Raw genomic sequence first — 12,735 nt, forward strand, 5'->3', positions numbered from 1 at the left:
CGGTTGTTCCGCCACGCCCGTCGGACAACTTCCGGCCCTTGCCCTTCCACCCTGGAGGGGCACCGGGGACCGGTGACGTGCGTGTGAGTAGTGGGTGCTTCGACTGCGTCCGGGCGTACGGCCCGACCCCTTCCATAACGGGGCGCGGCGTCCTTAGCAGAACGCTCGAGAGGGGCGCAAGCTTCGGCACACCGCCCGTCCGGCCCGCTGGCGCCGGGCCTGCTCCCCTGCCCTCCAGGAAGACGACCGGCGCGGCCCCGCTCCCCGTTCCAGGGGAGGGCGACCGCGCCGGAGGGTCCACGGGGAGCCCGCGAAGACGCCCCTAGGCGTTGGCCTCGCTGGCGCCGTGGCACTTCTTGTACTTGCGACCGCTGCCGCAGGGGCAGGGGTCGTTGCGCCCGACGGTGCGGGCAGGGGCGGCGGCGGCCTCGCGCTGGGCGACCGGCGTGGCGGTGGACTCCTCGATCTTCCCCTCGGCGTCCGCGCGGCCCTCGACGGCCCGCTTCTGCTGCTGCGCGAGCTGCCGCTGGATGCGGGCCGTCTCCTCCGCCGCGTTGGACGCGGAGCGGGCCTGGACGCGCATCATCTGGCTGACGAACTGCGTCTTGATGGCGCCGAGCATCTGCATGAAGCCCTCGTAGCCCTCCTTCTTGTACTCCTGCTTCGGGTCCTTCTGGCCGTAGCCGCGCAGGCCGATGCCCTGGCGCAGGTGGTCCATGGCCAGCAGGTGGTCCTTCCACAGCTGGTCGATGGTGGCCAGGTACCGGTACTGCAGGAAGCGCATGAAGTCTTCGCTGAACTCCTGCTCGCGGGCGGTGAAGACCTTCTCCGCCGCCGCGTAGATCTGCTCCTGCAGCTCGTCGCGGCTGCCCGTGCCCTCGAAGCTCATCTCGAGGTTGAGCGACTCCTTCACCGCGTTGGACAGCGACGCGATGTCCCAGGTGTCGGAGCTGCGCGTGGGGGCGTAGGTGTCCGTCATGGACACGACGACGTCCTCCACCGCGTCCAACACCATCTCCCGGAAGTCCGCCCAGGAGATGACGCGCTCGGAGCGCGTCTTCACCCGCGTCTTCACATCCTCCTCGTACTCCACGAGGGGGATGCCCGCGCCCGACGCGAGCACCTGGCGGCGCAGCTTGTAGATGGTGCGCCGCTGCTGGTTCATCACGTCGTCGTACTCGAGCAGGTTCTTGCGGATGTCGAAGTTGTGGCCTTCGACCCGCTTCTGCGCGCTCTCGATGGCGCGGGAGAGCCACACGTGCTCGATGACCTCGCCCTCCTCCATGCCCAGGCGCTCCATCAGCATCTGGATGCGCTCGGACCCGAAGATGCGCATCAGGTCGTCTTCCAGCGACAGGAAGAAGCGGCTGGCGCCCGGGTCACCCTGGCGGCCGGCGCGGCCGCGCAGCTGGTTGTCCACGCGGCGGGACTCGTGGCGCTCGGTGCCGATGATGAAGAGGCCGCCAGCGGCCATGACCTCCCGGCGCTCCTGCTTCGTCAGCTCCTCGTTCTGCGTCTTCGTCTGGGCGAAGCGCGCCTCGTAGTCCGCCAGCGCCTGCTGGTAGCCGGTGAGGTCCAGCGGCTGTCCGTCCACGGCCTCCGGCGGCTCCGGCGGCGCGCCCATGGCGCTCTTGGTCATGGCCTCCGCGTTGCCGCCCAGCAGGATGTCCGTGCCGCGGCCGGCCATGTTGGTGGAGATGGTGACCGCGCCCTTGCGGCCCGCCTGCGCGACGATGTCCGCCTCGCGCTGGTGCGCCTTGGCGTTGAGGACGTTGTGCGGCACGCCCCGCTTCTTGAGGAAGTTGGACACCACTTCGCTCTTGGCGATGGACACCGTGCCCACGAGCACCGGCTGACCGGCCTTGTGCAGCTCTTCAATCTGGCCGGCGACGGCCTCGAACTTCTCGCGCTCCGTCTTGTAGACCACGTCCTGGTCGTCGCGGCGGACCGCGGGACGGTTGGTCGGGATGACGCGCACGTCCAGGTTGTAGATCTTCGCGAACTCCTCGGCCTCCGTGTCCGCGGTGCCCGTCATGCCGGACAGCTTGGAGTACATGCGGAAGTAGTTCTGGAACGAGACCGTGGCGAGCGTCTGGTTCTCGTTCTCGATCTTCACGCCCTCCTTGGCCTCGATGGCCTGGTGGAGGCCGTCCGACCAGCGCCGGCCCTCCATGAGGCGGCCGGTGAACTCGTCGACGATCTGCACCTCGCCGTCCTTCACCACGTAGTCCTTGTCGCGCTTGTAGAGCGTGTGCGCGCGCAGGGCCTGCTCGACGTGGTGGAGGGTCTCGATTTCGCCCGGGTCGTAGAGGTTGCCGACGTTCAGGCGCTTCTGGAGCTTGTCGATGCCGTCGTCGGTGAGGGCCACGGCGCGGTGCTTCTCATCCAGGGTGTAGTCCTGGTCCGGCACGAGGCCCGGGATGACCTGATCCACCCGGTAGTACTTGTCGGTGCTGTCCTCGGTGGGGCCGGAGATGATGAGCGGCGTGCGGGCCTCGTCGATGAGGATGGAGTCCACCTCGTCGACGATGGCGTAGTTGAGCTCGCGCTGGACGTAGTCCTGCAGACGGAACTTCATGTTGTCGCGCAGGTAGTCGAAGCCGAACTCGTTGTTCTGCCCGTACGTGATGTCCGAGCGGTACGCCTCCTGGCGCTGCTTGTCGGACAGCTCGTGGAGCACGCACCCCGTCGTCATGCCCAGGAACTTGTAGACGCGGCCCATCCACTCCGCGTCGCGGCGGGCCAGGTAGTCGTTCACGGTGACGACGTGCACGCCCCGGCCCGACAGCGCGTTGAGGTAGGAGGGCAGCGTCGCGGTGAGCGTCTTGCCTTCACCGGTGCGCATCTCCGCGATGCAGCCCTCGTGCAGGAACATGCCGCCCACGAGCTGCACGTCGTAGTGCCGCTGGCCGATGACGCGGCGCGCCGCCTCACGGGTGAGGGCGAAGGCCTCGAACAGCAGGTCGTCCAGCGGACGGCCGTTCGCGATCTCCTGCTTCATCCGGGCGGTTTCACGCGCGAAATCATCGTCCTGGAGGGCCTTCATGCGGCCTTCCAGTTCGTTGATGCGGGCGACCTTCACGCGGGCTTTCTTGAGCTCGCGCTCATTCTTCGTCCCGATGAGCTTCTTTAGCGTCCATTCAATCATGTTGGCTCTCTCGCCGGAGGATCCACGAAGGAGCGCGGCGAGTGAAGGGAATTCCCAGGAGATGTAAGGGAGAACCAGACCAAAACCACGCGCGCCCCCCGAAACTTCCTCTCGGCTGGCCGCCCGGCGCGCGGTGGCCCAGAGTAAAGCGGAACCGAGTCCACGCAATGTCCCCTAAGCAGATTCACCGTCCCCGCGCCGCGAAGACTTCTTCCGGCCGCTCCTCCCCGGGCCCCCGCCGACCAGGCGCCCCCTCCCGGCCCGGCAAGCCTGCCCGCTCCGGTTCCCCCACTCATCCCAAGGCCGGCCCGAAGCCCGGCCCCCGTCCAGGAGGCAAGGCCGGGGCCAAGGCGGCCCCCCCACCCCGCCCCGGGGCCTCCGGGCGCTCGGCGCCAGCCCCCATCGCCTCGCCCGCGCCGCGCATCCCACCTCGGGCGCGGGTGCCGTCCATGCCCTCACAGACCCTGGCCGCCCAGCCGGGCCGCTGGCTGTGGACCTGCCGGGAGGGCTTCGAAGCGCACCTGTTCGAGGAGCTGTCCTGGGCCGACGCGGGCCCCCGGTTGCTGGGCCCCGCCCTGGTGGAGTCCGAGCGGCGGCCGGACGTGCCCCCCGCCTTCGGCCGGGCGGCGGAGAAGGTCCTCGCCACCTGGGCGCCCCCGGGTGGGGCCCAGGTTCCCGTGGAGGACATCGTGGCCGCGTTGTCCGGGCTGCCTTCGCGGGTGCCCTGGCTCGTGCGCGCCTTCACCCCGGACAGCGCGCGCGGCAACACCCAGGCGGGCCGTGCGGAAGCGCTGGAGGCGGCGGTGCGCTCGGCGCTGCCGGCCGGGCGCGTGCTGGAGGACGACGCCCGGGCGCGCGAGGCGGGGGCCCTGCTGGTGGGCCTGTGCGTCGCGCCGGACGGGGTGCTGATGGCGGGCGCGGTGAGCGCTCGCGAGGCACTGTCGCTGGCGCCGGGCGGGCGGCGGCGGATGAAGCGCGCGGGCGAGTCCCCCTCCCGCGCGGCGATGAAGCTGGAGGAGGCGCTGGACGGGCTGGCGCATGAGCCGGGGCGCGGCGACGTCTGCGTGGACCTGGGCGCGGCGCCGGGCGGCTGGACCCAGCGGCTGGTGGCGCGCGGCGCGCGGGTGGTGGCGGTGGACCCGGCGAAGCTGATGCCGGAGCTGGCGAAGAACCCCCGCGTCCAGCACGTGCAGGAGAGCGCCTTCGCCTATGCCCCGGAGGAGCCCGCGGACTGGCTCTTCTGCGACATGGCCTGGCGGCCCCTGGAGGTGGCGCAGCTCCTGGCCAAGTGGGGCCGGCGCCGCTGGGCGCGCAACCTGGTGGCCAACATCAAGCTGCCCATGAAGGACAAGAACCCGCTCCTCGTGCGGGTGCGCCAGACGCTCGTGGACGACGGGGGCTGGGAGGGCCTCACCGTCCGCCAGCTGTACCACGACCGGGACGAGGTGACGGTGACGGCGCACCGCATGCGCTGAGAGGACATCCCGCCGCGCGGGAGCCCTCGGAGGCACGGGGGCTTCCCGCGTCGCTGGCGGCGCTGGTCGCGGGGAAAAGCCCCCTGCGCCCGGCGGCGGTCCGCGCTACACACGCGGGGACCATGCCCTATTCGCTCGACGACGCCACCGCCACCGCCCTCGTCGCCCTCCACCCCCGGGCCGCCCGGCCCGGGCATGCGCAGGAGGCGCCCCAGGCGGCCGCCCAGGAACTCATCGCCTCCGAGCAGCGCCGGCGCGGCCAGCCGGACGCCACCGGGGCCATGCACGTGCTGGCGCTGACGCAAGGCACGCTCCTCAAGGAGGAGTTCGACCTGTCCACGCACGCGCACCACGACGGCTGGCGGGTGGGCGCGGTGATGGTGGACGTGAAGGAGATGATCCACTTCAACGCGCGCTTCGGCTTCCCCGCCGGGGACGCGCTGCTCAAGGCCACCGTCGCTTCGCTCGCGGCGCAGTACCCGGGAGCGCGCATCGTGCGCTTCCAGCCGGATGGCTTCGCGGTGCTGCTGCTGCCCACCTCCCAGCTCACCGTGCGCGAGGACGGGGCGGACACGACTCGCGCGAAGCTGGCGGAGGCCCTGCGCCCCACGCTGCCCCCGGGAGCCGCGGACACCGACGTGCCGGACTTCACCGTGGCGCTGCTGGAGCTGACGGTGCACCAGCCGTCACACTGGCAGGTGCTGGGGCCGCTCCTCTGGGCGGAGGTGGAGCGGGCCTACATCATGGAGCGCACCGGGCGGACCCACGGGCTGCAGCGCCGCCGCCTGCGCCTGGATGCGTTCCTCCCGGAGCCGGAAGGAACCTGAGGCGTCCTCGGAAGCCTACTCCTCGAGGATGAACTTGCGCGGGTTCTGCGGCACGCCGTTCACGCGCACCTCGTAGTGCAGGTGCGGGCCGGTGGAGCGGCCCGTGTTGCCCACCGCCGCGATGGGCGAGCCGCGCTTGATGCGGTCGCCGGCCTTCACCAGGATCTTGGACAGGTGGCCGTAGCGCGTCTTGATGCCGTAGCCATGGTCGATGACGAGCACGTTGCCGTACCCGCCCTCCAGGCCCGCGAACACCACCGTGCCGTCCGACGGCGCGGTGACTTCCTTGCCGTGCGGCGCCGCGATGTCCAGGCCCGCGTGCGTCACCCGGTCCGCGGTGTACGGGTCCAGGCGCTGGCCGAAATCGCTGGTCACCCAGCCGCGCGCCGGCCACACCGACGGCGTGGAGGCCAGCAGCGACTTCTGGTCCTGGAAGTAGGCCTGCAGGTCCTGGAGGCTCAGCTCCTGACGGGTGGCCTCCGCGGAGAGCCGGTCCAGGCGGCCCAGCAGCACCTTGGGCGTGTCCGTGGTCGTCAGCTGGGTGAACTGCGTGTCCGTCGCGGGCGCGGACGTGCCGGTCTCCGGCTCCGTGGGGCCCATGGCCAGGTTGCGCTGCGGATCCGACAGCAGCGTCACCGCGCGCAGCTTCTGGTCGAAGCGCTCCACGCGGTCCAGCGTGGACCCGATGTGCTCGATGCGCTCGCGCACCGACTTCAGCTGGGAGCGCAGCGTGAGGTTCTCCTCACGCAGGATGCGGTTCTCCGACGCGTCCGCGGCCACCTGGAGGTAGTGGATGCTCGCACCGGCGCCCAGGCCCGCCATCAGCATCAGGCCCATGCCCACCTGCACCAACCAGGAGCGCTGGATGGTGTAGCGCTTCACCGGAGCGTCGTGGTCCGGGATGACCATCAGCGTGAAGGACTTTTTGGCCACGGACCACTCCTGGGGAAACCCTTGCCGCTACGTGGGACTTCCGGCGCCAGAAGCTAAGTCGCTCCCCGCGCGCGCAACACCTCCCCCACCGCCCGCCCCTCCCGCACCGTCACCCATTGGCGTTTCTCAATGGGTGGAAAGGTTGGGGCAGCTATCATCCGCCTTTGAAGAGTGTCAAGGTCAACAGACTCGGGGGCACGCCCCATCGCGCCCCGGAGCCGGACCTCACCCGCCCTGCATGCGCACGACGATGACGCTGATGTTGTCGTCGCCGCCGCGCTCGTTGGCCAGGTCGATGAGGTGCTTGGGCACCTCGTCGAGGCTCGCGTGGCGCGCCACGGCGTCGTGGATCTCCCGGTCCTCGAGCATGTTCGCGAGGCCGTCCGAGCAGAGCAGGAACACGTCGCCGGGCTCGGACACGAGCCCCATGACGTCCACCTGCACCTCCTCCTCGAAGCCGACGGAGCGGGTGATGATGTTCTTGTACCGGGAGTGCTTGGCCTCCTCCGGTGTGATCATCCCCGCCTTGATCTGCTCGTTGACCAGGGAGTGGTCCTCGCTGATCTGCTGGATGAGGTCGCCGCGGATGAGGTACGCGCGGCTGTCACCCACGTGGGCGAAGAACGCGTGCTCGTCACGGACCACCAGGGAGATGACCGTCGTGCCCATGCCGGACAGGCGCGCATCATCCTGGGCGGTGAGGTAGATGGCCTGACAGGCCTTCTCCACCGCGCCCCGGAGCGCTTCCGGAATGGGCGAATCCTGGAGGTTGGGAACGCTGACGAAGGGGTTGTCTCGCCCTTCTCGCGCGCGCCTCAGCTCCTTGTCGATGGTCTCGACGGCGATGCGCGACGCGGTACCGCCACCCGCGTGCCCACCCATGCCGTCCGCCACGACGTAGAGCTGGAGCTCATCGTCAATGAGGAAGCTGTCCTCGTTGTGATTGCGCTTGCGCCCGACGTCCGTCAGGCCAGCGGAGATGACTTTATGGCGGGGGGCCGCGGTCTGCCCTGCGGTGCTGGACACGCGCCGGATGCTATGTGAGCCCCAAGGAGGGGGCAAGGACGCGCACGAAAACTCGCAGTGCGTCATACCCCTCCCCCTGGGTCACCCCCACCTTCCGGCCCCGATTCAGGCCGTCCGGCGCAGCCGGCCCCGGGGGCTGGTGCCCTCCGGACCCGACTCCCGGCGCGCCCGCGGGGAGCGGTGGGCCGAGCGCATCAGGGCCTCCGCCGCGCCCAGCGCCTCGCGCGTGACCTCCACGCCGGACATCATCCGCGCCAGCTCCTGGGTGCGCTCGGGGCCCGCCGCCAGAGGGAGAACCTGGGACACGGTGCGCTCCCCCTTCATGCTCTTGCGGATGAGCAGGTGCGCGTCCGCGTAGGCCGCCACCTGCGGAAGATGCGTGATGCACAGCACCTGCCGGTGGGAGCTGACCTCGCGAATCATCCGACCCACCACGTCCGCGATGGCGCCGCTCACGCCCGCGTCCGCTTCGTCCAGCACGTAACAGCCGCACGCGTCACTGTCCGCCAGTGCACGCTTGAGCGCGAGCAGCAGCCGGCTCGCCTCGCCGCCGGAGGCCACCTTCGCCAGGGGCCGCGCCGGTTCGCCCGGGTTCGCGCTGAAGAAGAACTCCACTTCGTCCAGGCCGTCCGGACGCAGCGCCTCTCCAGGCGTGACGCGCACCTCGAAGGCGGCCTTGCCCATGGCCAGCCCCCCCAGCCCGTCGCGCACCTGCTGGGAGAAGGCCCCGGCGCTCGCCTTGCGCGCGCGGGACAGCGCCTGCGCCGCCTTGCGCGCCCGCTCCTCCACCCGGCGGCGCTCCTGGTTCAGCTCCTCCAGGATTTCGCGCCGGTTCTCCAGCGTGCCCAGCTCCGTCTCCAGCTCGCCGCGCTTCTGGAGGACGCCGTCCAGCGTCACGCCGTGCTTGCGGCACAGCCGCTTGAGCGCGTCCAGCCGCTCCTCCACCTCGCCCAGCCGCCCGGGGTCGGACTCCAGCCCCTCCACGTAGCGGTTGAGCCGGCGCGCCGCCTCCTCCAGTTCGGACAGCGCCGTGCTGAGCGACTGCGCCACCGGCGCGAGCGTCGCGTCGCACTTGACGCCCTCGTGCACGAGCCCCAGCGCGCGCCCGACGATCTCCACCGCGGAGGGCGCCTCGCCCGCCACCAGCAGCTCCGCCTCCGCCCCCTGGCGCTTGAGCTTCTGCGCGCTGCCCAGCCGCCGGCGCTCCGCGTCCAGCTTCACGTCCTCGCCGGACTCCGGCTCCAGGCGCGTGATTTCGTCCAGCTGGAAGCGCAGGAACTCCGCGCGCTCGCGCACCTTGGCGTCGTCACCGCCCAGGGCGTCCATGCGCGCGTCCACCTCCCGCAGGTTCGCCCACTCGCGGCCGTACGCGGCCAGCGCTTCGTCCAGGCCCCCGTACTTGTCGAGCAGCACCCGGTGCAGCCCGGAGTCGAAGAGGCTCACGTGCTCGTGCTGGCCGGCGATGTCCACCGCGCCCCGGGTGAGCTTCCCCAGCACGCCCAGCGTCACCAGCGCGCCGTTGACGTAGACCTTTCCGCGCCCGGTGCGCCCGAGCACGCGGCGCACGAGCACCTCTTCTCCCAGGTCCGGCAGGCCCAGTTCCTCCAGGCGCGCGCCGAGCACGGGCGTCCGGGCGAACACGCCCTCCACCGCCGCGTCCTCGCAGCCCGCGCGGATGACGTCCGCATCCGCCCTGCCCCCGAGCAGCAGGCCCAGCGCGTCCACGAGAATGGACTTGCCGGCCCCTGTCTCACCCGTGAGGACGGTGAGGCCGGCGCCAAACGCCACCTCCACCTCCTCAATCACCGCAACGTTCGAAATCCGAAGACCCAGCAGCACGCGCGCCCTCCGCGGTCCGTACGACGGCCCCAACACCTGAACACCCTAGCAGGTCCTGATGACACTGCACAGGTGTTCGGGTCGTGCGCACGACGGGAGAGCGGGTGGGAGGGCGGCGCCGTTGGGGCTACAACCCTTCCCACGCTCCTGGGTCGCATCAGATTTCGGTGAACAGCTCCTGGATGTCCTGTTCCGTGAGGTTGCGGCCCATGTCGTCCCCGTCCGTGCCGAGCACGCCGGCGGCCAGGTCGCGCTTGCGGCGCTGGAGGCTGAGGATCTTCTCCTCCACCGTGCCGCGCGTAATCAGCTTGTAGCTGATGACCGCGCGCGTCTGGCCGATGCGGTGCGTGCGGTCCGTGGCCTGGTCCTCCACGGCGGGGTTCCACCACGGGTCGAAGTGGATGACGTAGTCCGCGGCGGTGAGGTTCAAGCCGGTGCCGCCCGCCTTGAGGCTGATGAAGAACAGCGGCGGGCCGTCAGGGCGGTTGTACTCGTCCACCTTGCCCATGCGGTCCTTGGTGCGGCCGTCCAGGTAGAGGTAGCGCAGGCCCTTCTTGTCCGCCTCCTGCTTGAGCAGCTCCAGCATCTCCGTGAACTGGCTGAAGACGAGGGCGCGGTGGCCCTCCGCCACCAGGTCCTCCACCAGCTGCATGAAGCGCTCGAGCTTCGCGCTGGACGGCAGGAGCGTGCCGGGCGGCATCTTGAGCAGGCGCGGATCGCAGCACACCTGCCGCAGGCGCATCAGCGCGGCGAGGATGGACACGCGGCTCCTCTTGAAGCCCACCTTCTCGATGGACTCGTGCACCTTGCGGCGGCTCTCCTCCAGCACCTCGCGGTAGAGCGCGGCCTGGCCGGGCTCCATCTCGCACCACGCGACGCTCTCCGTCTTCGGCGGCAGGTCCTTGGCCACCTCCGTCTTGAGCCGGCGCATGATGAAGGGCTGGATGCGGCGGCGCAGCCGGTCCTTCGCGGTGGCGTCGTTGGCCACCTGGATGGGCTGCTCGTACCGGTCGCTGAAGCCCTCCGCGCTGCCCAGGAAGCCGGGCATCAGGAAGTCGAAGATGCTCCAGAGCTCCGACAGCCGGTTCTCCAGCGGCGTACCGGTGAGCGCGAGCCGCGTCTCGCTGGGCAGCGACTTGCAGGCCTGCGCGGTGGCGCTGTCCGCGTTCTTGATGTTCTGCGCCTCGTCCAGGATGACGTACCGGAAGCCCACCTGGGACAGCTGCTCCAGGTCGCGGCGCACCAGCGCGTAGGACGTCAGCACCAGGTCCATGCCCTTCAGGTCCTCGGCGCGCTCGCGGCGGTCCTGCCCGTGCCACACCATGGCCTTGAGGCCCGGGGTGAAGCGCTCCGCCTCGCGCTCCCAGTTGGCGAGCACGCTCGTGGGCGCGACCACCAGCGACGGCTTGCGCCCCTCGTCGTTGGCCACCTTCTGCATCAGGCTCAGCGACTGGATGGTCTTCCCCAAGCCCATGTCGTCCGCGAGGATGCCGGACAGCCCGTGGCGGCGGAGGAACCAAAGCCAGGACAGGCCCGCCTCCTGGTAGTGGCGCAGCGTGGCCTGGAGCCCCTCCGGCACGGCCACCTTGGGCACGCCCGCGGACTCGCGCAGGGCGAGCATGGCCTGACGGGCCTTGGCCTCCACTTCGGTGAACTCGCTCAGGTCCGCGAGCAGGTCCAGCGCCACCGCCTGGTGCAGGGGCAACCGGGTGCGGGTGCGGCCGGGCATGGCGCCCGCCTCCTCCAGGAGGTCCGCGACGCGCTTGAGCTCCTCGACGTCCGCCTCCGCGAAGGAGCCGTCCTTGAGGGGCACGAACTTGCGCCCCGAGTCCAGCCACATGCGCACGGCGCCCAGGTCCACGGCCTGGTCGTCGGTCACGAACTCCGCGTCCAGGTCGAACCACTGCACGCCGCTCATGCCCACGCGGATGCGCGGCTTGAGCTTCGGACGCAGCCGCACCTTGAGCGCCTGCACGCCGTAGCGCTCCCACTCCGCGGGCAGGCTCGCCAGGCCTCGCGCCCAGAACTCCAGGGCCACGTCACCCGTCGCGTCGAACGCCTGCGCGCCCGGGTCGAAGCGCAGCCCCTGGTCCAGGAGCAGCTTGCCCGCGGAGCGCTCCACCTCGTCTCGGCGGCGGTACAGCTTGCGGGCCTCCTCGCCCACGCCGCTCGCGTAGCCCAGGTGCGTCGCCGTGGGGGACACCGCCACGGTCGTCTGTCCGTAGCGCGCGGCCAGCTGCACCTTCACGCGCTCGGCGGCGCCCTCCAGGGTGAGCACGAAGCGCGGCTCCACCGACTCGTCGACTTCGATGTCGTCCGCCTTCAGCGACATGCGGAAGCGCGGCAGGTGCGCGGCGAAGAACGTCAGCACCCGGTCCAGCTGTCCGGCCGGGAAGGCCATGGACGGCTCCAGCAGCCACTTGCGCAACAGGCGCGGCGGGAAGTCCGGCTCCACCGGGTGGAGGTTCTGCGCCTGGATGACCCAGGTGCGCCGGCCCGCCAGCACGATGACGTCCTTGAGCGGGTAGCCCACGCCGTCCGGGAACAGCAGCTCGATCTGCGCGGTGGCGCCGTCCGGACGCGACTCCAGGTGGATCTGCGGCCGCACCGGCGCGTCCATGTAGACGAGCGGCGTGCCCCGGTAGATGACCCGGCGCTGGCGCAGCAGCTCCAGCACCTCGCACAGGTCCTCGTCGGACAGCACGATGCGCGAGTCGTAGCGGTGCTCATGGCGCGACAGCACCATGAAGATGCGCTCGTCCGCGGGCGCGATGCGGCTGCCCGCCTGGAGCAGCCGCTTCACGTGCACGGGGCCCTTGGTCTGCGCGTCCTGACGGCGCACATCCACGACCCAGTGGCGGCCGTTGGAGCCCCCCGTGCTCGTGTTGGCGGGGGTGAGCCGGTAGAGGAACTCGTAGTCTGGCAGCGACGACAGGCCCAGCCAGCTCTCCACCTTCGCGAGCGCGGGGAGGACGACGCCGTCCACCCCCGGCACTCCGCCGGGGAGCTCCGCCTCGTCGTCCATGGGCGCTTCCTCCACCACGTCAGGCGGCGGTGGCGGAGGGGCGACCTTCTGCGGCGGGGGCGGCGGCCGGAACCGGGCCGCGTAGATGAGTGCCACGGCGACCACGTGCTCGCAATGCGGGCCCATGGTGTTCCACACCGGGCAGGTGCAGGAGGAAACAACCTTCCCCTCTCCTGGAACCAGGGCGACGTCGTAGCGTTCCCCGGACGGTCCCGCGACCTGCGCGCGGATGCGTTCGGGTTCACGTGTCAGGCCGAAGACGCGGCGGCCCTCGGCCACCTCACGGCCTTTCTTGAACGTGGCGGGCTGGACCTCGGCCTTGAGGGCGCGAAGCCAGAGTCCGTCCTGGGGGGAGAGAGGGTCTCGGGTGTCAGCGGTGGTTTGCACGGCTTGCAAGGCCCCAGACTCCTTGGTCGGGGGGAACCGCCTCGCTTAACACAGCGACGGCTTCCCCGCGCGCGG

At 70.7% G+C, this 12,735-nt stretch carries 7 protein-coding genes; 2 read left to right on the top strand and 5 right to left on the bottom strand.

Annotation, left to right across the window (positions count from 1 at the left end; genetic code table 11):
- Nucleotides 1–322: 322 nt before the first annotated feature.
- On the bottom strand, nucleotides 323–3,148 hold the full coding sequence (gene secA, locus GTY96_RS22555; protein ID WP_161665742.1) for a preprotein translocase subunit SecA: 2,826 nt from the start codon (nucleotides 3,146–3,148) through the stop codon (nucleotides 323–325).
- Between the two features lie 449 nt (nucleotides 3,149–3,597).
- Here secA and rlmM point away from each other — a divergent pair, with 449 nt between their 5' ends.
- Entirely contained in the window at nucleotides 3,598–4,623 is a 1,026-nt protein-coding gene (gene rlmM / locus GTY96_RS22560; protein WP_161665743.1) for a 23S rRNA (cytidine(2498)-2'-O)-methyltransferase RlmM, read from the top strand.
- A 122-nt stretch (nucleotides 4,624–4,745) separates the two neighbouring features.
- On the top strand, nucleotides 4,746–5,450 hold the full coding sequence (locus GTY96_RS22565; RefSeq protein WP_161665744.1) for a diguanylate cyclase domain-containing protein: 705 nt from the start codon (nucleotides 4,746–4,748) through the stop codon (nucleotides 5,448–5,450).
- A gap of 15 nt (nucleotides 5,451–5,465) precedes the next feature.
- Here the strand turns inward: GTY96_RS22565 and GTY96_RS22570 are convergent, their stop codons facing one another.
- The 4 genes from GTY96_RS22570 to GTY96_RS22585 all read right to left on the bottom strand — a co-directional run bounded on the left by GTY96_RS22570 (nucleotide 5,466) and on the right by GTY96_RS22585 (nucleotide 12,660).
- On the bottom strand, nucleotides 5,466–6,383 hold the full coding sequence (locus tag GTY96_RS22570; protein ID WP_143906839.1) for a M23 family metallopeptidase: 918 nt from the start codon (nucleotides 6,381–6,383) through the stop codon (nucleotides 5,466–5,468).
- Nucleotides 6,384–6,608: 225 nt separating this feature from the next.
- On the bottom strand, nucleotides 6,609–7,409 hold the full coding sequence (locus GTY96_RS22575; protein WP_120526812.1) for a Stp1/IreP family PP2C-type Ser/Thr phosphatase: 801 nt from the start codon (nucleotides 7,407–7,409) through the stop codon (nucleotides 6,609–6,611).
- Nucleotides 7,410–7,514: 105 nt separating this feature from the next.
- On the bottom strand, nucleotides 7,515–9,248 hold the full coding sequence (gene recN, locus GTY96_RS22580; RefSeq protein ID WP_161665745.1) for a DNA repair protein RecN: 1,734 nt from the start codon (nucleotides 9,246–9,248) through the stop codon (nucleotides 7,515–7,517).
- A gap of 157 nt (nucleotides 9,249–9,405) precedes the next feature.
- Nucleotides 9,406–12,660 carry a DEAD/DEAH box helicase gene (locus GTY96_RS22585; RefSeq protein WP_143907074.1) on the bottom strand — a complete coding sequence of 1,085 codons (3,255 nt, stop codon included), beginning with the start codon at nucleotides 12,658–12,660 and terminating at the stop codon, nucleotides 9,406–9,408.
- Between the last annotated feature and the right edge of the window lie 75 nt (nucleotides 12,661–12,735).

The sequence above is a fragment of the Corallococcus silvisoli genome, from assembly GCF_009909145.1.
Taxonomy (GTDB): domain Bacteria; phylum Myxococcota; class Myxococcia; order Myxococcales; family Myxococcaceae; genus Corallococcus; species Corallococcus silvisoli.

What these genes read in the sequence shown, in the direction of transcription:
- secA (WP_161665742.1), bottom strand. Translation starts at nt 3,148, where the DNA reads ATGATTGAATGGACGCTAAAGAAGCTCATCGGGACGAAGAATGAGCGC.
- rlmM (WP_161665743.1), top strand. Translation starts at nt 3,598, where the DNA reads ATGCCCTCACAGACCCTGGCCGCCCAGCCGGGCCGCTGGCTGTGGACC.
- GTY96_RS22565 (WP_161665744.1), top strand. Translation starts at nt 4,746, where the DNA reads ATGCCCTATTCGCTCGACGACGCCACCGCCACCGCCCTCGTCGCCCTC.